This window comes from Sphingomonas sp. GW821-FHT09B04 (assembly GCF_059418285.1).
On the sequence record NZ_JBWKPO010000001.1, the window covers coordinates 711753 to 736815 of the forward strand.

A 25063-nucleotide genomic window follows, 5' to 3' on the forward strand; every position below is an offset into this window, starting at 1 on the left:
GGGTCATGGTTGCTCCAGCATGAGCGTGGCGGTGGCTTTCGCGCTGCCGACCACGCCGGGAATGCCCGCGCCCGGATGTGTGCCGGCGCCGACGAAATAGAGGTTGGGGATCGATGTGTCGCGGTTATGCGCGCGGAAATATGCGCTCTGAGACAGCGTCGGCTCGAGGCTGAACGCGCTCCCCAGATGCGCGCCGAGATCGTCGCGGAAGTCGTTGGGCGCATAGCTGAATTTGGTGATGATCCGCTCATGGATGTCGGGGATCAGCCGCCGACCGACCTCGTCGAGGATGCGCTTTTCCAGCACCGGCGCGATCTCGTTCCAGTCGACCGGGAACTTGCCGAGGTGCGGCACCGGGGCGAGCGCGTAGAAGGTCGAATGGCCCTCGGGCGCCAGGCTCGGGTCGGTCACGGTCGGGTGATGGAGATAGAGCGAGAAATCCTGGCTCAGCACGCCATGGTCGTAAATGTCCTCGAGCAGCCCTTTGTAGCGCGGCCCGAACAGGATCATGTGATGCGGGATCCCCGGCCAGGTCCCCTTGATTCCAAAATGGACGAGGAACAGCGAGGGCGAGAAGCGCTTCTTCTCCAGCCGCCCCGCGGTCCGCTGCGCGCTGCGCGAGGTCTTGAGCAGGTCGCGATAGCTGTGGATCAGGTCGGCGTTGCTTGCGACCGCATCGGCTTCGAACCGCTCGCCGCTCTTCGTCACCACCGCGGTCGCGCGCTCGCCCAGCGTCACGATCTCGGCCACCGGGTCGCCGAGCTTCATCACCCCGCCCAGCCGCTCGAACAGCCGCACCATCCCCGCGACCAGCCGGTTGGTGCCGCCGATCGCACACCACACCCCGCTGTCGCGCTCGAGCTTGTGGATCAGCGCATAGATGGCGCTGGTCGTCATCGGGTTGCCGCCGACCAGCAAGGTATGGAACGACAGCGCCTGACGCAGCTTCTCGTTCTTCACGAAGGACGAGACCATCGAATAGACGCTGCGCCACGCCTGATATTTCGCGAGATTAGGCGCGGCCTTGATCATTGAGGTGAAGTCGAGAAACGGCACATGGCCGAGCTTCTCATAGCCTTCGCGGTAAACGCCCGCGGAATAGTCGAGGAAGCGGCGATATCCGGCGATGTCGGCCGGATCGAGCTTGGCGATCTCGCTGGTCAGCACCGCGTCGTCATTGGTGTAGTCGAAATTGGTCCCGTCGACCCAGTTGAGGCGGTAAAAGGGGTTGACCGGCGCCAGCGTGACATCGTCGGCCATGCGATGGCCCGATAGCGCCCACAGCTCTTCCAGCGCCTCGGGCGCGGTGATGACCGTCGGGCCGGCGTCGAAGGTGAAGCCGTCCTTCTCCCAATAATAAGCGCGCCCGCCGGGCTTGTCGCGCGCCTCGACCAGCACGGTGTCGACCCCTGCGGATTGCAGCCGGATCGCGAGCGCTAGCCCGCCGAACCCCGCACCGATGACGACTGCCCGCTTCACATGGTTCCCCTGATCGCCTGCCAGGCACGCCCGATCGGCACCGGCGGTTTGCCCGCCAGCACCCGTGCGCAATCCAGCAGGCTCGACTGGCCCGCATAGAAGCGTGCAATCAGCCCCGCGTCCAGTCGATAGAAGCGTTCAAGGATGCGGTAACGCTCTTCCGGCTCGGCGGCGCGGAACAACATGGTGGAGAGCAGGCGATAGAATCCACGCTTCTGCCACTGGCGCCGGGCATAGCCATAGCTCAGTTCGTGCAGTGCGGTACCGTCCAGATTGCTCGCGTCGGCGATCACGCGCGCCAGCCGCACCGCGTCGGGTAGCGAATAGCCGGTGACCGGATGGAACAGCCCGGCGCGCATCCCGGCCTTCGCGACGCGATTACCGCCCGATCGCCAATATTCCTCGAAATCGCCGCCCATCGCGACCGGTAGCACGCCGGTTTCCTCGCGCATCACGCTCTCGGCCGCGATGCCGCGCGCGTGCGTCCAGGCGTCGAGCCGCTGGCGCATCGCTTCATCGTCGATCTCGGGGGTGTCGCTGTAATAGGTGTCCTCGACGAACAGCCGCATCGCCGAAAAGGGCAGCGCGTAGACGAAGCGATAACCGTCGATCTGCGCGACCGTCGCGTCCATCACGATCGGGCGTTTCAGAGCATGCGGATCGGCCAGCGCCAGCTCGCGGCCGAGGAATTTCTGCCAGCCGAGGTCAAGCTTGGATAAGTCGCCTGGCCCCCGGCAGTCGATCACGCCACCCGCTTCGACCCGGTCGCCATCGGCGAGCACCACCGCGCGCGCGCTGGCGCCCAGCACCTTGCGCTCGCTCATGACCGTCCCCTCGGGACAGGCAGCGCGGACGACCCGGTCGAACCGCTCGGACTCGATCGAATAATAGGGCGCCTTCAGCGTGCGCGCATGGTCGGGAAAGGCGGTATCGTAGCTGGCCCAGCCATAGGAGATCAGCGGTGCGACCAGCCAGCGGTCGGCCGCGGCGATATCGCTCGCGAAGAACGACCAGAGGTGGTTGCCGCCCAGCCGTTCGCCGCTCTCGATGATCCGCAGATTGAGGTCGGGGCGTTGCTTGCGCAGGGCGAGGGCGATCAGTCCGCCGGCAAGCCCGCCCCCGACGATGGCAAGGTCACAATGGTGGATGGCTGGCATCGCCGCCGCTTACGGGGCAGGGACAGACCCCGCAACCCCGTGTGCGGCGGCGTGCGCTCAGGCGGCCTTGAGCAGCGGCATCTCGGCGGCCATCGCGCGCGCCACCGACGGACGCTTGCGCAGTTGCGTGCGATAGCCGAGCAGTACCGGCCATGCGGCGATGTCGACGCCTGCAGTCTCGCACCAGTTGAGCACGCTCAGCAGATAGGCGTCGGCGACGGTGAAGGTCGCGCCCAGATGCGCGCGATCCACCAGATGCTCCGACAGGACCTTGAACGGCTTCGCCACCCGGCCATGCGCCGCTTCCTTCTCGGCCTCGCTCGCATCCTTGGCGAACAGCACGGCGAACACCGCCTTGTGCACCTCGGTGCTGACGAAGTTGAGCCACAGCAGCATCCGGTAGCGTTCCGCGCTGAACAATGCGGGGGTGAGCACGCCCTCCTCGGCATTGTCGGCGATATACTGGAGCACTGCCGGGTTCTCGGTCAGCGTCAGGCCGCTTTTCGTCTCCAGCGCAGGGACATAGCCCATCGGGCTGATCTCACAGAAGTCGCCACCGCCGGGCAGCTTCCGGCCGGGCAGCACCTGGACGAACTCGGCGTCGAGGCCGGCTTCCTCGACTGCGATGCGTGAGGCGAGCGAGCAGGCGAAGGGGGTGAAATAGAGCTTCATGGCACGACTCCCTGGGGTTGATTTTTGTACTGTTCCGCATGAATATCGAGTCGGTCAAGGAATTTTATGCAAGACAGTACAAAAAAGAGAGGCCGTCCTCGCGCGTTCGATCCCGATACGGCGCTCAAGGCCGCGGCCGAGCGGTTTCGTGCGGGTGGCTATTCGGGAACCTCGCTCGACGAGCTGGCGGCGGCGACCCGGCTCAACCGGCCCAGCCTCTATTCGGCATTCGGCGACAAGAAGGCGCTCTACCTCGCCGCGCTCGAACGGACGCATGCGCGGGCCGAGCGCGGCTTTGTGCGGCTGGGGGAGGCGGATCTGCCGTTGCGCCAAATGCTGGAGCGCATGTTCGGGGCGGTGATCGAGGGCTTTCTGACAGGGGACGATGGCCCTGCGGGTTGTATCTTCATCAGCACCGCCGCGACCGAATCGGTGATCGAGCCCGATGTGCGCGCCCGGATTACGGGCTTCCTGACGATGGAAGATGAACAGGTCGAGCGGCTCTTGCGTCAGGCCGGAAGCACCGCACCCGAAATGCAGGCGCGCGTGGTCACGGCGATGATCCATTCGCTGAGCGTCCGCGCCCGTGCCGGCGCGTCGCGTGCCGAGCTCGATCGCGCCGCGAAGGACTGTATCGACCTGATCGCGCCGGCCTGAACCGCGCTTCGACCGTCACCCCGGCCTTGTGCCGGGGTCCACCTCACCGCATCGGAGACCCTTCAGCCTCCAGTCCGGCGCCTGCCGCCCGGTGGACTCCGGCACAAGGCCGGGGTGACGGCTGGGTGGTTCTCCGGGCGAGTATCTAGGCGGCGGCACCCGCGCATGGCATAACCACAAGCGATGGGGGACGCCGGTAAAACCATGCGCGCTGCGCGGGGCACGCAGCTGCCGACGCTGCTTACCCTGTTTCTCGCGATCGATCTGGTGATCGTGTTCGCCGTGACGCTGTTCCTGATGGATCGCCCGCCGATCTGCGAATGCGGCACGATCAAGCTGTGGCACGGCGTGGTCCATTCGAGCGAGAACAGCCAGCACATCGCCGACTGGTACACGTTCAGCCACGTCATCCACGGCTTCCTCTTCTACGGCCTCGCGCATCTCGTGCTGCGCGGCGACGCGCGCCGCTGGGCATTGCCGCTGGCGGTGGCACTCGAGGGCGGGTGGGAGCTGCTCGAAAACTCGCCCGTCATCATCGACCGCTATCGCGAGGCGACGATGGCATTCGGCTATTCGGGGGATTCGATCCTCAATTCGATCGCCGATATCGGCTGGATGGCGGCGGGCTTCTGGCTGGCGGCGAAGCTGCCGGTACGCGTGACCATCGCGGTCGCGCTGGCGTTCGAGGCGATGACCTTGCTGCTGATCCGCGACAACCTCACCCTCAATGTGCTGATGCTCGTGTGGCCGGTCGAGGCGATCAAGACATGGCAGGCGGCAGGAGGATTGCTGTAGGGTAGGGCCGTGCTGTTCGCCGCCCTCCTCTCTGCGCTCGCGATGACGCTGATCGTCGGGGTGCGCTATCTGATCGTCTCGGGCGGTTTCGCCTGGGCGACGCGGTTCAAGCACCCCGGCCTCTACCGCGGCCTCGATAAGCAGATGCGGCGCGAGATCGGCTGGAGCCTTGCCAGCGCCGCCATTTATGGCGTGCCTGCGGGGATCGTCGCCTGGGGCTGGCAGAATCGCGGCTGGACGCTGGTCTACACCGAGACCTCCGCCTTCCCGCTCTGGTATCTCCCGCTGTCGGTGTTGCTCTACCTCGCCGCGCACGACACCTGGTTCTACTGGACGCACCGCTGGATGCACCGGCCTGCGTTGTTCCGGCTCGCCCATGCCGTCCACCATGCCAGCCGGCCGCCGACCGCCTGGGCGGCGATGAGCTTCCACCCGGTCGAGGCGGTGACCGGCGCAGTGGTCATTCCTGCGCTGGTCTTCGTGATCCCCATTCATGTCGCCGCATTGGGCGTTGTGCTGGGGATCATGACGGTTATGGGTGTCACCAATCATATGGGGTGGGAAATCTTTCCCCGTGCGATGTGGCGGGGGCCTTTGGGGGCATGGCTGATCACGGCCAGCCATCATCAGCGGCACCATGAGCAATATGGGTGCAACTATGGCCTCTATTTCCGTTTCTGGGACCGGCTGTGCGGCACGGACCGCGGGCTCGGTGATTTCGCGCGCAGCCACGCTCGGGTTGGCGCTGCTGCTGCTTCCCGCCGCGTCTCCGACCGCCAGCCTTGAGATCGACGTCGTCAAGCTGCGCTCGCAAAAGGGCCTGCTGCGCATCTGCCTTACCGCCCGCCCGCAAAGCTTCCCCGACTGCAAGAACGACGCGCAGGCGCTGACCCGTTCGGTGCCCGCAACCCAGACCGTCGTGACGTTCGAGGGACTCGCCCCCGGCAATTACGCCGCGGCGATCATCCATGACGAGAATGGCAATTCGAAGCTCGACACGCTGATGGGCATCCCGCGCGAGGGGTTCGGGTTCAGCCGCAACCCGGCGATCGGCTTCGGCCCGCCCAAATTCGACGCCGCGCGTTTCGCGGTTGGCACCGCCGCGACGCTACAGCAGGTGCGGATGCGTTACCTTCTGTAATAACTTGGTTTGCATCCATTTGTGAGATGCGGCGTTGCTTTCCTGAACAGTTTCGGGAAGCTACTCAAATGCGTATCATTTTGCTCGCACCGCTTTTCGCGGTTGCCACTCTCGCTGCCTCTCCCGCTTTCGCGCAGGATACGGTCGATACGCAACAGTCCGGCGAAGTCGCGACGGCGGGCGATGCCGTACCTCCGGCGCAAGCCGCAGCCGCCGAAGAGGGCAAGGCGCGGCTCTCAATCGGCGCGGGTGTCGCCTATTTCCCCGATTATGAAGGGTCGAACGACCACACCTGGTCGCCGATTCCGGCGGTTCAGGGCACCATTGGCGGGATGAGCATCACGCTGCTCGCCAATCGCGTCAGCCTCGATCTCGTTCCCAACGCCACGGGGCCGGGCTGGGACTTCCAGCTTGGGCCGGTCGCGGTGCTCAACCTCAACCGCGTGAAGCTCAGCGCGGTCGAGGACGCCCGGGTCAGGGCGCTGGGCAAGATCGATACCGCGCTCGAACTCGGCGGCTATATCGGGATCGGCCGGACCGGGGTGATCACCAGCGACTATGACAAGCTCTCGGTCACCTTGAGCTATCGTCACGACGTGACGGGCGTCCACAAGGGCGGCGTCTGGACCCCGACGATCAACTATATGACGCCGCTCAGCACCAAGACGCTGGTCGGCCTGTTTGCCACCTCGGAATTCGCCGACGACGACTATGCCCGCACCTATTTCGGCGTGACCCCGCCGGGCAGCGCCGCCAGCGGCCTGCCCGTGTTCATGCCCAGGGGCGGACAGAAGAACGTCGCCATGGGCGGCATGTTCACCGTCGCGCTGACGGGGGACCTGACCAAGGGCCTCGCGCTGGTCACGGGCTTCAGCTACTCCCGGATCCTCGGCGACTTCGCCGACAGCCCGCTCGTCAGCATCGCCGGCTCGCGAAACCAGTGGACCGGCGGCGCGGGGCTGGCGCTGACCTTCTGACCTGCGGCAGCGTTTCGCCGCCGATTGTTATTGCGGTTTGCCCTTAAGGAAATCGTGCACGAACAGCCCGGGCTTGCGGCTGTCGAACTGCGCCTCCAGCGTGCACGACTTGCTGCTCTGCTTCCTGCAATTGATCCGCGCCGCCTCCTTCGCGCGCTGCGCCGAGGTTTCGGCGGTGGCGCCGCCATTGCCGCCATCCATCTGATAGGCCTGGATCAACCCGTTTCCGCTCCACGCATTGGTTTCGCATTTGCGCGAGGTGGCGTCGGCGCACGCCTTGATCGCTGCGTCGGTTGCCGCGTCGCGGGTGCGGTGCCCGCTTGCGATATAGAGCTTGCCGTCATAGCCGTCGGTGCCGGCGACCCAGGCCGAAACCGCATAGAGCTTGCGGACGGACGCGCCGGGCGAACGCCGGTTGGTGTTCGACCGGATCGTCGCGATGACCTCGCACGGCAGCAATTGCTTGGCCGAGCATTCGGCCAGCACCTTGTCGCGTTCCGCCCCGCCTTCGCCGAGCCACCCGTTGAACAGGTCTCCGCCACGGTCGCGGATGATCGCCATCGACGAGTTCGACCAGCTGCCGGGCGACCTGCACCCGCCCCCCATCACGCGGTTGCACGCATCGAGCGCGCCGCGTTCGGCGATATTGTTCGCGCTCACGTAATTGCCATCGACCCAAACGTCGCCGGCGTCGGCGTGCCAGGCGAGCGCGGCATGGCTGCCGGCCGGACCCTGAGGCGCTGCCGGGCCGGATGCGCCGCCGCTATTGTCGCGCACGCACAGCGGAAAGGGCGGTGGCGCGCCGGGTCCTCCCGGCGACATGCCCACCATCCGCTCGCCCGGGCCGGCGCCGTTGCTGCCCCCGCTGCACGGAAAGGCCTGCGCCTGCGCCTGCGCCGGCCACAGCAGCCAGGCGAGTGCGGTCGCCAGCATCAGACCAACCCGGCGCATCCCGATCACCTGCATCATACCGCCCCTTCAGTTGCGGCCATTAGGACTTGCCGCGATCGGTCTGTCCACGGACAAATCGCCGGCTGGACCTTTGCGGCCCCGACCCCTAATGTCCGCCCATCCCCGGGGGAGCGCCGATCCGCGCTTGAGAGGGTGGCAGGAGCCATCGACCCGCTGAACCTGATCCGGTTGACACCGGCGTAGGGAGGGAGCGGCTTTCACCCGAAGACCGTCCTCTCCCGCCTGAGGAGTAGTGACGAATGGCCGACATCCCCGCCCGCACCGAGTTGAAGGTCACCACCGGCCCGATCCGCGGCAGCAAGAAGATCCATGTCGGCCCTCTCGGCGTCGCGATGCGCGAGATTCATCTTGAGCCCAGCTCGGGCGAGCCGCCGCTGCGCGTCTATGACTGCTCCGGCCCGTACACCGATCCCGAAGCCCGCATCGACATCATGGCCGGCCTGCCCGAGCTGCGCCGCGACTGGATCCGCAATCGCGGCGATGTCGAGGAAGTCGCCCAGCGCGAAGTCCGCCCCGAGGATAACGGCCAGCTCGGCCCCGACCGTTCGGGCGGCGTCCAGCCCTTCCCCAATGTCCGCAAGACCGTGCTGCGCGCCAAGCCGGGCCAGAACGTCAGCCAGATGCACTATGCCCGCCGCGGCATCATCACGCCCGAGATGGAATATGTCGCGACCCGCGAGAATCTCGGCCGCGAGATGCTCAAGGAATATGTCCGCGACGGTCAGGACTGGGGCGCCAGCATCCCCGACTATGTGACGCCCGAATTCGTCCGCGACGAAATCGCCCGTGGCCGCGCGATCATCCCCAACAACATCAACCACCCCGAATCCGAACCGATGGCGATCGGCCGCAACTTCCTGGTCAAGATCAACGCCAATATCGGCAACTCCGCCGTCGCCTCGAACGTCGCGACCGAAGTCGACAAGATGGTGTGGGCGATTCGCTGGGGCGCCGACACGATCATGGACTTGTCGACCGGCCGCAACATCCACGACACCCGCGAATGGATCCTGCGCAACAGCCCCGTGCCCGTCGGCACCGTGCCGATCTACCAGGCGCTCGAGAAGGTCGGCGGCATCGCCGAGGACCTGACCTGGGAAATCTTCCGCGACACGCTGATCGAACAGGCCGAGCAGGGCGTCGACTATTTCACGATCCATGCCGGCGTCCGCCTGCCCTATATCCCGCTCACCGCCAAGCGCGTCACCGGCATCGTCAGCCGCGGCGGCTCGATCATGGCCAAATGGTGCCTCAGCCACCATCGTGAGAGCTTCCTCTACGAGCATTTCGACGAGATCACCGAGATCTGTAAGGCCTATGACATCGCCTATTCGCTCGGCGACGGCCTGCGCCCCGGCTCGATCGCCGACGCCAATGACGAAGCGCAGTTCGCCGAACTCTACACGCTGGGTGAGCTGACCAAGCGCGCGTGGGAGCAGGACGTTCAGGTGATGATCGAGGGCCCGGGCCATGTCCCGATGCACAAGATCAAGGAGAATATGGACAAGCAGCTGCAGGCGTGCGGCGAGGCGCCCTTCTACACCCTGGGGCCGCTCACCACCGACATCGCGCCGGGCTATGACCATATCACCAGCGGCATCGGCGCCGCGATGATCGGCTGGTACGGCACGGCGATGCTCTGCTACGTCACGCCCAAGGAGCATCTCGGCCTCCCCGACCGCGACGACGTCAAGGTCGGCGTGGTGACCTACAAGCTCGCCGCGCACGCCGCCGATCTCGCCAAGGGCCACCCCGCGTCGAAGATGCGCGACGATGCGCTGAGCCGCGCGCGCTTCGAATTCCGCTGGCGCGACCAGTTCAACCTCTCGCTCGATCCCGACACGGCGGAGCAATATCACGACCAGACGCTCCCGGCCGAAGGCGCCAAGACCGCGCATTTCTGCTCGATGTGCGGCCCCAAATTCTGCTCGATGAAGATCACCGCCGAAGTGCGTGAGTTCGCCGCCAAGCAGAACGCCCCGGTCGAGACCTTCGTCGCCGCCGAGGAGGCCGAAGCCGGCATGGCCGCGATGTCGAAGCTCTACCACGAGACCGGCCGCGAGCTGTACATGGGGCAGGGCGACCGCGAGCACGACTGACGCCGAACCCGTAGCGCGCCTGCCTGCCGGGCGCGCTACGGCGTCTTGCGCTCGACGTTGAAGATCTTGTTGACGATCCGCCACTCGCCATCGGCTTTGACGAGCGAGAGATAGTCGGTGAACTTCACGCTGGGATAGTCGAGCACCACCTTGGCCATCGCCGCGTTGCCGGTGATGTCGAGGCTCTCGATCGACCGGCGGCGCTGCGCCTCGTCGGCGGCGGGTTTGCCCGGCGCGGCGGCGATATAGTCGGCGCTGGTCCGCTCCGCGAACGCGCCGTCGCGGTTCCAGTAGAGCATCGCCTTGGGGTGGAACGCCGCGCGGAACTCCTCGGGTTTCCCCGTGATGTGCCCGGCCAGATAATGGTCGACCGCGGCGCGCGCGCCGGCCTCGTCCTTCTCCTGCGCCGCGGCGGGCAGTGCGATCGTCAGCAGGGCAAGCGTCAACAGGCTGCGCATCGGTGAACTCCTCCGGGTCGAAGCGCGCAGCCTAGCCGCGCCAGCCGCCCGCGCAACGCGATTTGCGTGGCGCCGGGAGTCCTGTCCGAAACGGACCGGCTTGCCGCCATTCCCGATCCGAAAGCCGCTAGCTTCCGCGCATTCGCATGGGGGGGAGAATGGCGATGCGGTGGGGACGTTTGGCGCTGGCATTGGCCGGCCTGTTGCTCGCGCTGGGCGGGCTGATCCTGGCCTCGGCGGCGGTAGCGCGGGAGAAGAACCGCGCACCGGAGGATTTCTCCAACATCACCACCAAGGCCGCCGCCAATCGTCTGGTGAAGGAAGGCCGGCTGGTGAAGATCCACTTCTTCCCCACCGAACTCGGCGGCCCGGCGAAGGACCGGCACAATATCGGCTACATCACCCCCGAAGCCGAAGAGGCCCGCTCGCTGCTGATCAGCGTGCTCGAAAAGGACATCGACGACGCGGCGATCGACGAGATCCGGATCGAGCCGCACTATAGGGACGACAGCATCATCCCCACCCGCATCCGCTTCAAGGCGTGGCACAGCCAGCGCGTGGGCGGTGCGTTCGAAATGGTGGTGGAGGTCTGGTAGGGCAAACGCATCCGCTTTCGCTCGGGGCGTGACCGGCGTCACGCGTGCCGGCACCCGAATGATCTTATGCCTCCCTGAAGCATCCGCCCTTGGATGGGTCACGGAGGGAAGCAAGTGGCTGCACAATCTGTCCATGTCGGCTTGAACCGCGTCTCGGCGGCGCATTACGGCAGCGAACAGCCGCTGCGCGGCGCTGTGGCCGATGCCGAAGCGATGCAGGCCATCGCCAGCGCCAACGGCTTCACCCCGACGCTCCTGCTCAACGAAGCGGCCACGGTGCTGGCGGTTTCACAGGCGATCGGCACCGCCGCCGCCCGGCTCCGTTCGGGCGACAGCTTCTTCCTGTCCTATGCCGGTCATGGCTCGCAGCTCTTCGACGGCGCGGGAGACGAGCCCGATTCGCTCGACGAGACGCTGTGCCTGTTCGATCGGATGTTGCTCGACGATGAGCTTCACGGACTGTTGCTCGGGTTCGAAGCGGGCGTGCGCGTTCTGGTCGTCACCGACAGCTGCCACAACGCCTCGGCGACGCGGCTCTTGGTCGATGCGGGAGCCGACGACTTCCCCAACGGCATCATCGGCCCCGCCTATCCGGCGCTGGACGAGGTGCGCTTCCGGCAGGTCGAAGAGGCGGTTTCCCGCGAAGTCTATGGCGCGAGCGCGCCGCGCTACGACGAAGCCAGGTTGCTCGCCGGCGCCTATCGCCTTGCCGATCTGCGTTGCGCCAAGGTGCATCTGGCCGCGTGCCAGGACAATCAGCTTGCCGCCGACGCCGGCGACCACGGCTATTTCACCAAACAGCTTCTCCACCATTGGGATCAGGGCGCTTTTGCCGGGTCCTATGACGACCTTTTCCGGGCTCTCGATCGGGCGATGCCACGGCGGCAGCGTCCCAATCTCGAGACCGGGGGAGACGCCGCCCTGTTCGTATCGCAGCGGCCATTTTCAACCTGATGTTTGAAAGGAACGACGATGCAAGACTGCCAGATGGATTTCCGCGTGGATCCCACCGTGATGAACATGGACCTCGAAACGTTTCGCGGGTTCGTCAACGATTCCTGCGTGCCGACCTTCTACGAGACGCTCGCGCGCGTCCGGGCCAAGGCTAACCTGATCGAAGACGTGATCACCGACGATGTGCGCAGCGGTGAAGGAAGCTTCTCCTGCTCCGCCGACAGCCGTGGCAATGTGGAATGCAAAGGCAGCGTCACCATCCGCTGGTGATCGAAATTGCGGCGGCCGCGATGCGCGTGCCGCCGCAAATCGAGTCTGCTATCCGACCATGCTGTCGACCCGCGCGATCCCATGGACGATCGATCAGATGCTGATCGAGCTCAACTATGGAGTGAAAGCATCATCCTCCCGCATCAGCTTCAGGATCTGGTACAGCCAGCGCGCGGGCGGAGAGTACGAGGTGGTGGCGGAGGATTGGTCGGCCTTTTTGTATCAGAAACGGAGGCGAATCCTAACGATCTCCCGCAACTTCTCATCGTCATCTAGGTCGAATACGATAATGGCTTCTTGAGCTGAAGATTTAACTTCAATGCTAACCATGCTGCGTAGAAATGCCTTGATGAGCCTAGCGGCATTGGGCCGATTGTCGCCAAACCCCTCGGTTTCGTCGTACAGAGCGGTAAGAGCAGTGTATGGCATTAGCATCTTCCCGAGGTATCGATCCCCATCAAAAATCTGCTCATGCGACCACTGTGCCGCAGTTACGGCTTTAGCCAATTGCTCATCGTTATCGCCGTTATGAGTATCATGAAACTCACGCCAAAAATCTACGGCCGACGAAAATTTGATGGGCATGGTGCTATCTCCCGCACCTAATGCAACTAATAGTCCAAGCAATGTTTTTCCTTTCAGGGCAATATTGGTAGAATAAGTGATGATTGCACTCGTATTTGTCAAATAGAATAAGGTAGTGATCAGGTGTGTGTTTAGATTTATGTTCTTGATATGCAATGCGTTGTTCGAATCTGTGAACTTCCACAAAGCATAGGAGGTGCGTGAGAAGCCCGGCGGCCCGAGGTGAGGTGCCCTCCTCGCTGTGCGCCTGCGCGGCCTTGCGCAATAGATACCGCATGCCTTTTCATTCTTTGCTTGGCCACCATGGTTGGACCACGCAACCTCAACCCATGCTACACCCCACCCCATGCGCGCCAGAAACCCCCTCTACATCATGGCCAAGCCGCCACCTGAGCAGCAGGCCCAGATCACCGCGCTCCCGCGCAACGATCCCGGCCGCGGCCCGCATCTGCTCCACGTCACGCTCGTGTCGCTGTTCGACCTTCACTACGCCCCGCCCGACTGGCTCCCGCGCACCATCGCGGCGCTCCACAGCTTCGACGGCCCGGCTTTTCCGCTGAGCTTCGACCGGATCGAGAACCGCAAGGCCGTCACGCTGCGCACCCGCGATCCGCTCAGCGAGGCCCGCGCTTTCCAGCGACAACTCGTCCACCACCTGATCACGCACAACGCCCCGTTCACGCTCGGCACCACGCCTGAGCCGCATGTCACGATCAACTATGCCGGCGACCGGCTGCGCGCGCAGAAGATGCCGCCGATCGGCTGGACGGTCGATGAAATCATCCTGATGGAAAGCGTGGTCGGCAAGACCACCCATGTCGAACATGGCCGCCGGGCGTTGCGCGGCTAGCGGCCCGCACAAACCATTTTCCTACACGCGCGGTTTCTGCTCCACCCTGTTGGATGGACCAGAATCCCACCGCTTCGCCCCCGGCCGCGACGCCCTCCGGCGTCCGTGCGCATTGGACTCCTGCTCGACAGCGCATCTTCCTCGCCGCTTTGGTTGAAACCGGCAGTATCGCCCGCGCGGCGCGTGCCGCGGGCATGTCGCGGTCGAGCGCGCATGCGTTGCGCCAGCGCCTGCCCGGCACCCCGTTCGATCTGGCATGGGATCGCGCGCTGCGGCTCCATGCCGCGCGCCTCGCCGATCCGCTCGCCCCACCCCAGGCCGCCCGCGCCCCTGTCGCTTCGGGGTCGCCCCGGTGACGCCTGTGCGGCGCGTTCCGGTCACAACCCGTCAATTCGCGTCGCGAAGCTGTCCTGCCGGTGTCGCGTCAGTGTCGCCCCGATGTCGCGCAAGTGTCGCCACCCGGTCGCGTCGCAGTCGCCTTCCGGTCGCGAACCCGTCGCGTCAGTCGGAAAACACCGCTTTTCCGTCAGCTTCGTCAATCGCCACCCGCGCGTCGCGGCGCGATCAGGGTTCCGACTGCACGGCTTCCACTACCGCTTCGGCCTGCTGCCAGCGCCAGATCAGCAACAGCAGCCCGGTGATGATGAACAGCGCGGCGCCCGACAGCACCCATGCGTTGACATACCATTGCTCGCCCCAGGTGAATTTGCCGGCCATGATCTTCTTCCAGCCCATGAAATGCTGGGCCGCGCCGACCGACAGGCCGAACACCGCGAGCACAGCGGAAAGGTAGCGGGAAAACCAGTGCGCCGGATTGGGCAGCATCAGCAACAACCCGAGCAGCCCGATCGCGGTGCGCTGCACGCGGCAATAGGGACAGGCATAGACCACGCCGGTCAGGTCGATCGTCCAGGTCGCCGCGGCGAGCAGGATCGCCGCCAGCCCTACCCACCGGCGGTGCTTCAGCAGAATATCCGGAAGATCGTTGAACATGATGCGTGGCCCCTCTTTGTTGGCGCATTGACACGATGCCTCACCCGATAATGCAAGCGCTTTCACCATCCGGCGCAACCCATCCTGACAATTCCATTTCAATACCAATTGACGACCAATGCGCGCTCTGAAACACATACGTCAGGATATGAGGGAGGGGATTGTGGCGCGACGGTTGTTGGCGTTGGTCTTGTTGCTGTGCGGGTTCGGCGGCGTCGCGCACGCGGCTCCGGGCAGCAAGCTTTGGGAATACCGCGCCGGTGGACAGATTTGGGGCTCGCTCACGCATGATGCGGGCGTGCTCTTTTTCGGCAGCGACGATCACCGTCTCTACGCGCTCGATACCGCCAGCCGGAAGCTCAAATGGGCGTTCGCGACCGGCGGCAAGGTTCGCGCGCAGCCCGCGGTCACCGCCGATCGCGTGTTCGTCCCCAGCGATGACGGCTTCCTCTACGCGGTCGATCGCGCCACCGGTCGCCAGCTCTGGCGCTTCGACCTCAAGGCGCGCGATCTGCACCGCCGGCCGCCGTCGGCCGACAACTCCTATTTCGACTTTCTCCAGTCCTCGCCGGTGGTGCATGAAGGGCGGGTCTACGTCGGCTCGCTCAACGGGGCGCTGTTCGCCGTTGACGCCGCGACCGGCAAACTCGCCTGGACCGTCGGCACGCTCGATGCGATCCGCGGCAACCCTGTCATCCATGGCGGCCGGGTCTATTTCGGCAGCTGGGACGATCATCTCTACGCGATCGATCTCAAGACGCAGAAGCTCGTCTGGCGCGTCGATACCGGCGGCATCGTCCAGTCGACCCCCGCGATCGATCAGGGCCGCGTCGTGGTCGGCAACCGCAGCGCGAAGCTGATCGCCTATGACGCCGAAACCGGCAAGCAAGCCTGGAGCCACGATTATACCGACGGCTCATGGGTCGAATCCTCGGCGATCGCGGCCAATGGCATGCTCTATGTCGGCAGCTCGGACTCGCTCAAGCTGTCCGCCATCGCCGCCGATAGCGGGCGCGAGGCGTGGCAGTTCAAGACCGGCGGCTGGACCTGGGCAACCCCGGTGCTGGCCAACGGCACGCTCTATGTCGGGGCGCTCAGCGGCTATCCCTATTATTTCGAGGGCGTGACGCTCCGGCACGGTTTCCACGCGATCGACGCAGCAACGGGGCGCGAGAAATGGCGCTTCACGCTGCCGGCGGTTGCGGGATATGTCACGGGTGGCGTGGCGGGCTCGCCCGTGATTGCGGGCGGCACCGTCTATGTCGGTGCGCTCGACGGCCGTATCTATGCGCTCAGGGAATGAGCGGTCCGCTGATGTTCGAAGGGAGAAGAGAATGAGCCGTCTGACGATCACCGCGCTCGCGCTCTCCGCCGCGCTCGCCGCGCCGGCCGCAGCGCGCGATCCGGCACAGGTGCTGATGCCGCCGCCCGGCCGCGACGCCGCGCACAAGGAATGGGGCTTTGCCGAGGCGGTGACGCATGGCGACACCATCTACCTCTCCGGCGTGGTCGCCGGGCTGTGGGGCGATACGACGGATCAATCGGTAGCCTATGACCGCGCCTTCGCGCAGATCGGCGATATCCTGAAGCGCGCCGGATCGAGCTGGGACGACGTGATCGAGATGACCACCTATCACACCGACATCACCACCCAGCTCGACGCCTTCGTCAAGGTCAAGGCGCGCTATGTCACCGCGCCTTATCCGGCGTGGACTGCGATCGATGTTGACCGCCTCGTCCCCGACAAGGGGCTGGCGGAGATCAGGGTGATCGCCAAGAAGTCGAAATAGCGCATGCCCCATCTCGCCCATCTTGCACTGGTCGTCCGCGACTATGACGAGGCGCTTGCCTTTTACATCGGCAAGCTCGGCTTCGCGCTGGTCGAGGACAGTTACCAGCCCGAACAGGACAAGCGCTGGGTCACGATCCGCCCGCCCGGCGCTTCAGGCGATGCGACGACGATTCTCCTCGCGCGCGCTTCGACGCCCGAGCAGGAGCGGTTCATCGGCGATCAGGCGGGCGGGCGCGTCTTCCTGTTCCTCGCCACTGACGATTTCGACCGCGACCATGCCGCCTATACCGCCGCCGGGGTCGAATGGGTCCGCCCGCCGGTGGTCCAGCCCTATGGCAAGGTCGCGGTGTTCCTCGACCTCTACGGCAATCGCTGGGATCTGATCGAGTTCGTCCCCGGCCACCCCAACGCCGCCTGAAGCCGGTGGGTTTAGCGGCTCCTTGCCGGGCACAGCGCGATGCTCTTGCTGCGCTGGTCGATCAGGATCGCGAAATGCTGGAGCGCATGCGCCCCGGCGAGCAGTTCGGGATAGCGGTCGGAGACGCGCACCTCGACATCGGACAGGCTCGCCGCGCCGATTCGGAACGGCCCGCGCACCGTCGCCCGGCCTGTCTCGATCGTGGTGTTGGTCAGCTGCCCGCTGCCTGCCGCGGTGACCGGACCGCCGGACACGCGGTCGAACAGCGGCTTGGGCAGCACAAAGGCGACGTTGGCCCCGGTGTCGAGATTGGCCTCCGCCGCCACATCGCCGATGGTGACCGGCACGCGGAACGGCTGCTCATAGCCGAGCACGCCCGTTGTCCCGCGCGTCAGGCCAGTCCCACGGGTGAAGGTCAGCATGCGCGCCGGATAGTCGATCACCAGCAGGCCATCGCCGAAATAGTCGCGCCCGATGATCCCCGCGAACTTCGCCTCAGGGCTGAGCCTGCTGCCATAGTCGCGGGTGATGACCTTGAGGTCGCGGCGCACGAACCCGCCCAGCTCCAGCGTGGCGAACCGCGTCATGTCGACCCGCGACGTCGCCACCCCATCCGACGTCTCGCCCGAACCTTCGACCGGCAGCGCGAGCTTTGCCGTCAGGCTCGCATCGGCACGACCCATGCCGCTCGCCCCGGTATCGACCGCGAAGACGAAGGGGCCGGCGCCGTTGACGCGCGCTTCGACATAGATGCGGCCGTCGACCACCCGGAACGGCACGCGCAGCGTCGCGTTGGCTGCCGCGGCCTGCACCAGCCCGCACGCCCTGGGTTGCGCCGCCTGCGCCGGCAAAGCTGTCAGGCACAGCGCGGATGCCCAAATCCCAAGATGTTTTAATCCGCCCGCGCCGGCCATATTGTCCCCATCGACACCTGCTGTACTAATGAGTTAATACAGTGATGCGGTCAACCCGAGGCCCGGGAACCGCGCGTGGCTTCCACCGCTGCGCACGCCAGAAACCGGCATCCGCCGCACCGGACAAAGGGTTTCAATGCGCCGCTTCGCTCTGCTTGCCGCCACGGCCTGGCTCGTCTTGCTCGCTGCGGGCTCCGGTATCCCGGCGGCCTCCGCGTCGGTGGTGGCGCCCAAGCCTGAGCCGACCCCGACGCCCATCCCCGACGCGGACGTCAAAGCGCCCAGCGGCGCCAGCTTGCCCGCGACCCGGTCGTCGCCCACGCCGCGACGGAGTGTAAATACCCGCATTCGGGTCTGGCGCGGGCTGCCGGGCTGGCTAGGCTGCCTTCTTCACCGTGGGAGCTGCCGATGAGCCTTGTCCTTGCCTTCCTGACCGGTGTGGCCGCGCCACAACCGGCGATCGATCCCGCTGCGCGCACCGCGATCGAGGCGACCTGTTTCGACTATGTCGATGGCCAGCTTGAGGGCGATCCGGCGCGCGTCGCGCGTGCACTCCATCCCGATCTCGCCAAGCGCCGCGTGCTCGGCGATACCCCCGACGAGCGGCTTGGGCTCCGCCGCATGAGCCGGGAAGAGCTGGTCGAGCTGACCCGGCAGGGCGCACTCAAGACGCCGAAGGATCAGTGGAACCGCTCGTGCAAGGTGCTCGACGTTGCGGGCAACGCCGCGGTCGCGCGCGCCGAAACGCCGTGGTTCGTGGACTATTTCCACCTTGGAAAATTCGGGGAGCGCTGGATCATCGTCAACGCGCTCTGGTATCAAAAGCCGCGGGAAGCGCGCTGAACTCTCGCTTCTGTCTGCCGCCCCTTGCCGCTGGCCCTCGCCTTTGTCAGACCCGGCGTATGTCCGCCGCTTCCCGCCCGATGTCCGTATGACGCCATCCTTCGCGATAATCGACGATTTCCTCGGAAACCCGCTTGAGATGCGGCGGCAGGCACTCGCGCTCGGTTACGATGCCGCGACCAAGGATGCTGGTGCGAATTTTCCGGGCGTCACCTCCGAAAGGGCATTGCCGATCCCCGGTCTCGACGATGCGGTGTCGCGCGTGGCTGGAAGGGCGCTGACCGGCGCCGCGGGGACGCTCCACGGTCATTGTCGCCTTACGCTGCGCAACGATCGCGGCGCGAGTGGCGTGCATTGTGATCCGGCCGCCTTCTCGGGCATCCTCTATCTCAGCCTGCCCGAACATTGCCGCGGTGGCACCGATTTCTACCGTCACCGCCGCACCGGGCTGGAACGGGTTCCTGCCACGCTCGATGATGTGGTCGCGGCGGGCTATCCGACGGGGGACGCGCTGGTGGCGGACGTGATCAACCGCGACACGCGTAAGCCCGCGGCGTGGGAGAAGAGCTTCACCGCGCCGATGCGCTTCAACCGGCTGATCCTGTTCAGCCCGTGGATGTTCCACAACAGCGCCGCGGGCTTCGGCGCGGGGCTGGACGATGGCCGGCTGGTGTACCTCATGTTCTTCGCCCCCGCATGACCGGCCCGCACCCCCTCGCTGCGATCGCCGATGCGCCGGTCACGCCCGACCAGTCCGCGCCCGATGTGCGCCATCCGCCGTTCGTGTTCATCGCCATGGCCGCGCTTGCCGGGGCCGTGTTCGTCCTCACGATCCTTGGCCGCACCATCGCGCGCGGCGATCGTTTCGCGTTCGACAGTGCGATCATGCTGGCGATGCGGCAGGACGCGAATCCCGCGCTTCCCGCCGGGCCGGTCTGGCTCAGGCAGGTGATGATCGATGTGACGGCATTGGGGGGCGAGACGGTGCTGACCCTCGCCGTCATCCTCACCATTGGATTCCTTGCCGCCAGCCGCCATCTGCTCGCCGCTGCGCTTGTTCTTGCGGGCACCGTCACCGGCTCGATCGCGGTCGCGCTTGCCAAGACTCTGGTGGGACGCGAGCGTCCCGCACTGGTCGATCATCTGGTCGAGGTGTCGTCGGCGAGTTTCCCCAGCGGCCATGCCGCCAACAGCGCGATCATCTATCTGACGATCGCGCTGGTGAGCATTCAGGTGATCCCGCACCGCGCCGCGCGCTGGTTCCTGTTCGGCGCGACGCTGCTGCTCGTCACCGCGATCGGGACCAGCCGCGTCTATCTTGGCGTGCACTGGCCCAGCGACGTCCTCGCCGGGTGGAGCTTCGGCGCGCTCTGGGCGCTCGCCTGGTGGGCGGCAGGCAGCTGGCTCCGGACGCGCGTGGCAGAAGGCGCGCGGTGATGAGGTTGGGGGCGTTCGGCATCCCGATCGTTCAGCCGGCAGAGGGCTATGCGCTCCTTGGTATGCACGACCCGGGGGCGATCCGCCCCTATCTCGACGCGGCTTCGGGCGAACAAGGCAACGAAGTCCGCGCGCGATTGCGGGCGCGGCCGGGCTTTGCTTCGGTGGACGGAAAGCAGATCGCCTTTTGCCGCCGCGCCTATGGCATGTTCGACGAGCGTCTGGCCGCCGCATGGTGGATCAAATATGCGAACGAACATTCGCCCGCGGCGGCGGATGCTGCGTTCGACGCCTATCTCGCCGCGGATTTCATCCAGACCGACGAAGTGCTCTGGCTGTTCGGGATCAGGCCGGCGGCCGTGTTCCGGATTGATGACGACACCAGACTGGTTCCGGTTGCGTCGGCCCCCGAGAGCACCGACCGCGCCAAATATGCGCTGCGCGCTGCTCTGGCGGGTCACGAGATGGCGCTTCCCACCGCCGCGCTCGTGTCGCGGGTGCCAGTGCCCAAACTCGCCGATCCGGATCACAATATCTGGGCGCAGTATAAGCTCGAGCTCTATGCGCGGCTGATCAACGCGTTGCCCGGCCTGTTCGCGCAGCCCGCGCTGCAAGCGGATTACCCGCTGGCGGAATTTCCCCCCGGCATCTTCGGCGCCAGAGGGTCAGTGAGCCCGATCGGCGACCTGTGGCCGCGGCGTGTGCTCGATATCGAAACGTTCGACGCCGATCTGCTGAAGCGCCTGCTCGATGGGTTGCTGGCATTGCCCGGACAATGGCGCGACCGGGTCGAGCGATCGCTGACCCGGCTCGGGATCGCCAAGGCGCGCTTCGACGCGCAGGAAAAGGCACTCGATCTCGGGATCGCGCTGGAAATGGTCCTGCTCAACGCTGAGAATAAGGGGGAGGAGATCACCAGCCAGCTGAGCAACCATTTCCGCACCCGCGGCGCGTGGTTGCTGGGTGATACGCCGGCGCGGCGCCAGCGACTCCATCGCACGCTCGGCGCGATCTACAATAACCGCAGCAAGATCGCGCATAATGGCTTCTCGGAAGAGCTGACTAAAGCACAGGCGAAGGGCGATCCGATTCCGCCGGACGAGCATTTCACGATCGCCGAGGATATCATCCGCTCGATCATCCTCGATGGACCCCCGTTATGGTCATCGCTGGTGATGGGCGGGCCGCGCAGTGGGGACGCGGGGTAGCGTCAGTGCGCCCAGCGCTCGCCCAGCACCTCGGCGGTGCCGCTCTGCCAGCGCACTTCCATCGCAGGCTCTTTGGGTTTGCCCGGCGCGAACAGCTCATAGATGGTTTCGCCGCCTTCAACCTGACGGCTCTCGATCACACGTTCAGGGGTGAAGGCGTCCTTCTTTGCGGCGGCTGCGGCGCGAACGGGTTGGGGGGCGGTGGCCCAGTCGATGTCGCGCTGCACTTCCACTGCGGTCAGCTTGCCGTTGGCGCCCGCCAGCACGTCGATCTCGACTTCGCTGCCGTCTGGCTTCGTGCCTTCGACGTCATAATAGATACGCCCCTCGCGCTCCTTCCGCTCCGCTTCGACGATCGTCATTCCGGGCACGGTCGCCTCGACCAGCGCGGCAAGCCCTTCGGGCAAGCCGTTCGTGGCGACATTGCTGATCGTGGTCTCGGGTCCCGCGGCGAGCGTGCCATTGTCGGCGGCCCCGTCATTGCCGGTGTCCGCGGCGGGCGAGCAGGCCGCCAGCGTGACAAGAAGAATCAGGGCAGGGGTGGCGCGGCGCATCGGAACTCTCCCTAGGTAACCGGTGTCTATCCTGCGCGCGACACGCGCTCTGCGCAACCTTCGTCACGTTTGAGCGCTTGATGGATGAAGGAGACGGACATGTTCGTCGCGGCCTATTGGTGGAAGGTGCATCCGGGCAAGGAAGACCAGTTCCGCGCCGCCTGGCGCCGCGGAACCCGGCACATTCAGGAACGATACGGCTCGTTCGGCTCACGCCTGCACCGCGACGCGACGGTCGACGCTGACGGTCTCACCCGCTTCATCGGGGTCGCCGAATGGCCCGATCGCGCGACCTGGCAGGCCGCGTTCGATGCACGAATGGTCTATGACGATCCCGACACGCGGGCGGCCTTCGTCGATGCCATCGCCGATACCGCCCGCGAACCCTTGCTGCTGATGGAGGTCACCGACAACCTGCTCGACCGCGCCGGATAGCGCTCAGCGCTTGTTCTCCAGCCGCGCGTCGTCGGCCTGGTCGATCGCGTCGGCTTTGGCCTCGCCGGCATCCTCGACATTGTCGGCCTGCGCCTCAAGCGATTCCGCGAGCGTCAAGTTGCTCGTATTGTCGGCGAGATCTTCAAGGGCATCGGCCTGATTCTCGGCCGCTGCTTCGACATTGTCCGCTGCCTTGTCGTCGGCACCGCCGCCGCACGCGGCCAGCGCGATCAGACCGGCACTGGCCATTGCCGTTTTCAGAATGGATTTCATGCGATTGCGCCTCCTGTTGGTACAAGAGGCAACAATGAACGGGCGGGGAAGGGGTTCCCCCGCCCACCGCAGCGCTCAGGCGGCTGCGCGCAGTTCCAGACGTTCCCAGATCTCGGCGAGCGCCTTGGTCAGCTCGCGCATCATCGCCTCGTCATGCGCCGGACCGGGGGTGAAGCGCAGCCGTTCGGTGCCGCGCGGCACGGTCGGATAGTTGATCGGCTGAACATAGACGCCGTACTCGGCAAGGAGGATATCGCTGATCCGCTTGGCCTTGACCGGATCGCCGACCATCAGCGGCACAATGTGCGTGGTGGTATCCATCACCGGCAACCCGGCCTCGGCCATCATTGCCTTGAGCCGCGCCGCTGCCGCTTGCTGCCCGTCGCGCTCCTCGCTCGACTGTTTGAGGTGCCGCACCGACGCCAGCGCGCCTGCAACCAGCACCGGCGAGAGCGAGGTGGTGAAGATGAACCCGGGCGCATAGCTGCGGATCACATCGATAATCGTCTGGTCCGCGGCAATATAGCCGCCCATCACGCCGAACGCCTTGCCCAGCGTGCCTTCGATGATCGTCAGCCGCGAGGCTGCGTCGTCGCGTTCGGAAACGCCGCCACCGCGCGCGCCGTACATGCCGACCGCATGAACCTCATCGAGATAGGTGAGGGCATTGTACTTGTCGGCTAGGTCACAAATCGCGTGGATCGGCGCGACGTCCCCGTCCATCGAATAGACGCTCTCAAACGCGATCAGCTTGGGCGCCGTGGGTTCGTCTGCCGCCAGCAATTCCTCGAGATGTGCCAGGTCGTTGTGCCGCCACACGCGCTTCTCGCAGCCCGAATTGCGAATGCCCGCAATCATCGATGCGTGGTTGAGCTCGTCCGAATAGATGATGCAGCCGGGCAGCACCTTGGCGAGCGTCGAGAGCGTCGCCTCGTTCGAGACATAGCCGCTGGTGAACAGCAGCGCGCCCTGCTTGCCGTGCAGATCGGCCAGCTCGCCTTCCAGATCGACATGGTAATGGGTGTTGCCGCCGATGTTGCGCGTGCCGCCCGAGCCAGCGCCGACGTCGTGGAGCGCTTCCTCCATCGCCGCGATCACCTTGGGGTGCTGACCCATGGCGAGATAGTCGTTGGAGCACCACACGGTGATTGGCTTCGGCCCGTTATGCCCGTGGAAGCACCGCGCATTGGGGAACATGCCCTTGTTGCGCAGGATGTCGATAAACACCCGATAGCGGCCCTCGGCATGCAGCCGGTCGATCGCCTGGGTGAAGACGCGCGAGTAATCCACGGCGCGCGGAGTCGTGTCGGTGCTCATGGCCGGCCCCGATAACGGTTTCGTTCGCCGAACGCCAGCGCAGTAGAAAGGGATTGTTTCGATAAGCGTGATCGACGCATTCGAATCGCCTGCATCCTGTCCTCGGCAGCGACTCAGGGGCCGCTTCATGCTATAAGGATACCACCGCGGAACCGGGACTCCGAGCATTTCTGCGGTTGAGAGCCATCGCACTCCCGCTTGGATCGGGGAGACGGACATGGAACGTAACGACTACGTCTATTTCAGGCAGCGCGAGGCCGACGAGCGCAATTGTGCCGAGCGCGCGCAGGACCAGACCGCACGCCGCGCGCACCTCGATCTGGCCGAGCGCTATGCCGAGCGGGTGCGGGCAATGGCGCCGCCGGCTGCGCCCAAGGTCGCCTGACCTGCTCAATGCCGGTTCGGCGAGCGTTCAAAGCGCTTCGAGCCGTTCGAGTCCATAGGCTGCGAGCGCCGGAGCAAGCGCGCGCGCGGAATCGTCAAGGCGGGTGAACACGGTCAGGCCAGGAAGCTGCGCATCCGGCCAATCCTGCCCGTCGGTCAGGTGTGCGACGCGCCGGGCGATGCCGGGGCCCCCATCGACAAAGGCAACCGGATGCGGCGCGGCAGCGGCAAGCTCGGCCTCGACCAGAGGGAAATGCGTACAGGCGTTGACGATCACGTCGATCCGATCGCCGTCGGGCTGCTCGAACAGCCCCCTGAGCACCGCGCGGAAACGGGCAGGATCGGGAACTCCGCCATGCAGCTTCGCTTCAGCCAGCCTTACCAGCTCGGCGCTGCCGTGGCGGATCACGGTGCAGTCCGCTGCGAACCGCGCGGCAAGATCGTCGACATAGGGCTGGCGCACCGTTGCTTCCGTGCCCAGCACGCCGATCACCCGGGTCTTCGAGCGTTCCGCTGCGGGCTTGATCGCAGGAACGGTGCCGACGATCGGGATGTCGAGCGCCGCGCGGACATGCGCGAGCGCGATCGTCGAGGCGGTATTGCACGCGATCACGATCAGCCGCGGCCGGTAGCGTTCGGCGAGTCGCCCCAGCAACGCCGGCACGCGCGCGGCGATCTCCTCCTCGCTCTTTGTCCCATAGGGAAAGCCGGCGCTGTCGGCGGCATAGACTAAGGGTGCGTGGGGTAGCAGCGCGCGGGCAGGCGCAAGCACCGAGAGACCGCCGACGCCCGAATCGAAGAAGAGGAGGGGCCGGGAATCGGCCATATCGCGC

At 65.7% G+C, this 25063-nt stretch carries 32 protein-coding genes and 1 riboswitch; of the genes, 20 read left to right on the top strand and 12 right to left on the bottom strand.

All coding sequences use genetic code 11. The annotated features are described in order from the left end of the window. Positions 1-3: 3 nt before the first annotated feature. Genes AC07NK_RS03560 through AC07NK_RS03570 form a run of 3 tightly spaced genes read right to left on the bottom strand, consistent with a single transcriptional unit; the run spans position 4 to position 3308 of the window. Positions 4-1479 (bottom strand): phytoene desaturase, encoded by a 1476-nt coding sequence (locus tag AC07NK_RS03560; RefSeq protein WP_495169179.1) that lies wholly within the window; start codon positions 1477-1479, stop codon positions 4-6. After that, positions 1476-2636, bottom strand: a complete 1161-nt coding sequence (gene crtY, locus AC07NK_RS03565; protein ID WP_495169180.1) for a lycopene beta-cyclase CrtY — start codon at positions 2634-2636, stop codon at positions 1476-1478. Before crtY ends, AC07NK_RS03560 begins: the two co-directional genes overlap by 4 nt. 57 nt (positions 2637-2693) lie before the next feature. Then, positions 2694-3308 (bottom strand): glutathione binding-like protein, encoded by a 615-nt coding sequence (locus AC07NK_RS03570; protein WP_495169181.1) that lies wholly within the window; start codon positions 3306-3308, stop codon positions 2694-2696. Positions 3309-3374: 66 nt separating this feature from the next. Here AC07NK_RS03570 and AC07NK_RS03575 point away from each other — a divergent pair, with 66 nt between their 5' ends. From AC07NK_RS03575 to AC07NK_RS03595, 5 genes are all read left to right on the top strand, one after another. Next, positions 3375-3965: a TetR/AcrR family transcriptional regulator gene (locus AC07NK_RS03575; RefSeq protein ID WP_495169182.1), complete on the top strand. Its 591-nt coding sequence runs from the start codon at positions 3375-3377 to the stop codon at positions 3963-3965. A gap of 204 nt (positions 3966-4169) precedes the next feature. Further along, positions 4170-4760, top strand: a complete 591-nt coding sequence (locus tag AC07NK_RS03580) for a DUF2585 domain-containing protein (RefSeq protein WP_495169183.1) — start codon at positions 4170-4172, stop codon at positions 4758-4760. A 9-nt stretch (positions 4761-4769) separates the two neighbouring features. Further along, positions 4770-5546, top strand: a complete 777-nt coding sequence (locus tag AC07NK_RS03585) for a sterol desaturase family protein (protein ID WP_495169184.1) — start codon at positions 4770-4772, stop codon at positions 5544-5546. Next, a complete protein-coding gene (locus AC07NK_RS03590) occupies positions 5500-5901 on the top strand; it encodes a DUF2141 domain-containing protein (RefSeq protein WP_495169185.1) in 402 nt (133 codons plus the stop codon). Before AC07NK_RS03585 ends, AC07NK_RS03590 begins: the two co-directional genes overlap by 47 nt. A 68-nt stretch (positions 5902-5969) precedes the next feature. Next, a complete protein-coding gene (locus AC07NK_RS03595) occupies positions 5970-6878 on the top strand; it encodes a MipA/OmpV family protein (RefSeq protein ID WP_495169186.1) in 909 nt (302 codons plus the stop codon). A gap of 27 nt (positions 6879-6905) precedes the next feature. On the opposite strand, the gene AC07NK_RS03600 is transcribed toward AC07NK_RS03595, so the two are convergent. Continuing rightward, positions 6906-7844, bottom strand: a complete 939-nt coding sequence (locus AC07NK_RS03600) for a DUF4189 domain-containing protein (RefSeq protein ID WP_495169187.1) — start codon at positions 7842-7844, stop codon at positions 6906-6908. A gap of 105 nt (positions 7845-7949) precedes the next feature. Next, positions 7950-8040: riboswitch (TPP riboswitch) on the top strand. A gap of 49 nt (positions 8041-8089) precedes the next feature. Between AC07NK_RS03600 and thiC the strand changes: the two genes are divergently transcribed. Next, a complete protein-coding gene (gene thiC, locus AC07NK_RS03605; protein WP_495169188.1) occupies positions 8090-9949 on the top strand; it encodes a phosphomethylpyrimidine synthase ThiC in 1860 nt (619 codons plus the stop codon). A gap of 35 nt (positions 9950-9984) precedes the next feature. Here thiC and AC07NK_RS03610 read toward each other — a convergent pair whose 3' ends face one another. Continuing rightward, positions 9985-10407 carry a nuclear transport factor 2 family protein gene (locus tag AC07NK_RS03610; protein ID WP_495169189.1) on the bottom strand — a complete coding sequence of 141 codons (423 nt, stop codon included), beginning with the start codon at positions 10405-10407 and terminating at the stop codon, positions 9985-9987. Positions 10408-10571: 164 nt separating this feature from the next. Between AC07NK_RS03610 and AC07NK_RS03615 the strand changes: the two genes are divergently transcribed. The 3 genes from AC07NK_RS03615 (at position 10572) to AC07NK_RS03625 (ending at position 12227) form a co-directional block, all read left to right on the top strand. Beyond that, the gene (locus AC07NK_RS03615; protein WP_495169190.1) at positions 10572-11003 is read left to right on the top strand and encodes a hypothetical protein; all 432 of its coding nucleotides are present in this window, start codon (positions 10572-10574) and stop codon (positions 11001-11003) included. Between the two features lie 114 nt (positions 11004-11117). After that, positions 11118-11957 carry a caspase family protein gene (locus AC07NK_RS03620; protein ID WP_495169191.1) on the top strand — a complete coding sequence of 280 codons (840 nt, stop codon included), beginning with the start codon at positions 11118-11120 and terminating at the stop codon, positions 11955-11957. A gap of 45 nt (positions 11958-12002) precedes the next feature. Continuing rightward, positions 12003-12227 carry a hypothetical protein gene (locus AC07NK_RS03625; RefSeq protein WP_495169192.1) on the top strand — a complete coding sequence of 75 codons (225 nt, stop codon included), beginning with the start codon at positions 12003-12005 and terminating at the stop codon, positions 12225-12227. 222 nt (positions 12228-12449) lie between these two features. On the opposite strand, the gene AC07NK_RS03630 is transcribed toward AC07NK_RS03625, so the two are convergent. Next, entirely contained in the window at positions 12450-12968 is a 519-nt protein-coding gene (locus AC07NK_RS03630) for a hypothetical protein (protein ID WP_495169193.1), read from the bottom strand. A gap of 190 nt (positions 12969-13158) precedes the next feature. Between AC07NK_RS03630 and AC07NK_RS03635 the strand changes: the two genes are divergently transcribed. Next, entirely contained in the window at positions 13159-13662 is a 504-nt protein-coding gene (locus AC07NK_RS03635; RefSeq protein ID WP_495169194.1) for a 2'-5' RNA ligase family protein, read from the top strand. 53 nt (positions 13663-13715) lie between these two features. Beyond that, positions 13716-14018 (top strand): LysR family transcriptional regulator, encoded by a 303-nt coding sequence (locus AC07NK_RS03640; RefSeq protein ID WP_495169195.1) that lies wholly within the window; start codon positions 13716-13718, stop codon positions 14016-14018. A 208-nt stretch (positions 14019-14226) separates the two neighbouring features. Here AC07NK_RS03640 and AC07NK_RS03645 read toward each other — a convergent pair whose 3' ends face one another. Then, positions 14227-14655: a hypothetical protein gene (locus AC07NK_RS03645; RefSeq protein WP_495169196.1), complete on the bottom strand. Its 429-nt coding sequence runs from the start codon at positions 14653-14655 to the stop codon at positions 14227-14229. A 178-nt stretch (positions 14656-14833) separates the two neighbouring features. On the opposite strand from AC07NK_RS03645, the gene AC07NK_RS03650 reads away from it, so the two are divergent. The 3 genes from AC07NK_RS03650 to AC07NK_RS03660 are packed head-to-tail and all read left to right on the top strand — an operon-like array spanning position 14834 to position 16865. Beyond that, positions 14834-15958: an outer membrane protein assembly factor BamB family protein gene (locus tag AC07NK_RS03650; protein ID WP_495169197.1), complete on the top strand. Its 1125-nt coding sequence runs from the start codon at positions 14834-14836 to the stop codon at positions 15956-15958. Positions 15959-15989: 31 nt separating this feature from the next. Further along, complete coding sequence (locus AC07NK_RS03655; protein WP_495169198.1) at positions 15990-16445, top strand: Rid family hydrolase; 456 nt, start codon at positions 15990-15992, stop codon at positions 16443-16445. Positions 16446-16448: 3 nt separating this feature from the next. Beyond that, positions 16449-16865, top strand: coding sequence for a VOC family protein (locus AC07NK_RS03660; protein WP_495169199.1), 417 nt, complete (start codon positions 16449-16451; stop codon positions 16863-16865). 11 nt (positions 16866-16876) lie between these two features. Here AC07NK_RS03660 and AC07NK_RS03665 read toward each other — a convergent pair whose 3' ends face one another. After that, positions 16877-17677 carry an aspartyl protease family protein gene (locus AC07NK_RS03665; RefSeq protein WP_495169200.1) on the bottom strand — a complete coding sequence of 267 codons (801 nt, stop codon included), beginning with the start codon at positions 17675-17677 and terminating at the stop codon, positions 16877-16879. Positions 17678-18187: 510 nt separating this feature from the next. Here AC07NK_RS03665 and AC07NK_RS03670 point away from each other — a divergent pair. Genes AC07NK_RS03670 through AC07NK_RS03685 form a run of 4 tightly spaced genes read left to right on the top strand, consistent with a single transcriptional unit; the run spans position 18188 to position 21267 of the window. After that, entirely contained in the window at positions 18188-18622 is a 435-nt protein-coding gene (locus AC07NK_RS03670; RefSeq protein ID WP_495169201.1) for a nuclear transport factor 2 family protein, read from the top strand. A gap of 43 nt (positions 18623-18665) precedes the next feature. Then, a complete protein-coding gene (locus tag AC07NK_RS03675; protein ID WP_495169202.1) occupies positions 18666-19322 on the top strand; it encodes a DUF6445 family protein in 657 nt (218 codons plus the stop codon). Further along, complete coding sequence (locus AC07NK_RS03680; protein ID WP_495169203.1) at positions 19319-20059, top strand: phosphatase PAP2 family protein; 741 nt, start codon at positions 19319-19321, stop codon at positions 20057-20059. Before AC07NK_RS03675 ends, AC07NK_RS03680 begins: the two co-directional genes overlap by 4 nt. After that, positions 20059-21267 (top strand): hypothetical protein, encoded by a 1209-nt coding sequence (locus AC07NK_RS03685; RefSeq protein ID WP_495169204.1) that lies wholly within the window; start codon positions 20059-20061, stop codon positions 21265-21267. The genes AC07NK_RS03680 and AC07NK_RS03685 overlap by 1 nt, the downstream gene beginning before the upstream one ends. A gap of 2 nt (positions 21268-21269) precedes the next feature. Here AC07NK_RS03685 and AC07NK_RS03690 read toward each other — a convergent pair whose 3' ends face one another. After that, positions 21270-21821 carry a PepSY domain-containing protein gene (locus AC07NK_RS03690; protein WP_495169205.1) on the bottom strand — a complete coding sequence of 184 codons (552 nt, stop codon included), beginning with the start codon at positions 21819-21821 and terminating at the stop codon, positions 21270-21272. A 99-nt stretch (positions 21822-21920) separates the two neighbouring features. Between AC07NK_RS03690 and AC07NK_RS03695 the strand changes: the two genes are divergently transcribed. Then, the gene (locus tag AC07NK_RS03695; protein ID WP_495169206.1) at positions 21921-22256 is read left to right on the top strand and encodes an antibiotic biosynthesis monooxygenase family protein; all 336 of its coding nucleotides are present in this window, start codon (positions 21921-21923) and stop codon (positions 22254-22256) included. Between the two features lie 3 nt (positions 22257-22259). Here AC07NK_RS03695 and AC07NK_RS03700 read toward each other — a convergent pair whose 3' ends face one another. Both AC07NK_RS03700 and hemA read right to left on the bottom strand, forming a co-directional pair. Then, positions 22260-22529, bottom strand: a complete 270-nt coding sequence (locus AC07NK_RS03700; RefSeq protein WP_495169207.1) for a hypothetical protein — start codon at positions 22527-22529, stop codon at positions 22260-22262. A 75-nt stretch (positions 22530-22604) separates the two neighbouring features. Beyond that, positions 22605-23846, bottom strand: coding sequence for a 5-aminolevulinate synthase (gene hemA, locus AC07NK_RS03705; RefSeq protein ID WP_495169208.1), 1242 nt, complete (start codon positions 23844-23846; stop codon positions 22605-22607). 217 nt (positions 23847-24063) lie between these two features. Here hemA and AC07NK_RS03710 point away from each other — a divergent pair, with 217 nt between their 5' ends. Beyond that, a complete protein-coding gene (locus AC07NK_RS03710) occupies positions 24064-24231 on the top strand; it encodes a hypothetical protein (protein ID WP_495169209.1) in 168 nt (55 codons plus the stop codon). A gap of 27 nt (positions 24232-24258) precedes the next feature. Here AC07NK_RS03710 and murI read toward each other — a convergent pair whose 3' ends face one another. Next, positions 24259-25056, bottom strand: a complete 798-nt coding sequence (gene murI, locus AC07NK_RS03715; RefSeq protein ID WP_495169210.1) for a glutamate racemase — start codon at positions 25054-25056, stop codon at positions 24259-24261. Positions 25057-25063: the final 7 nt, after the last annotated feature.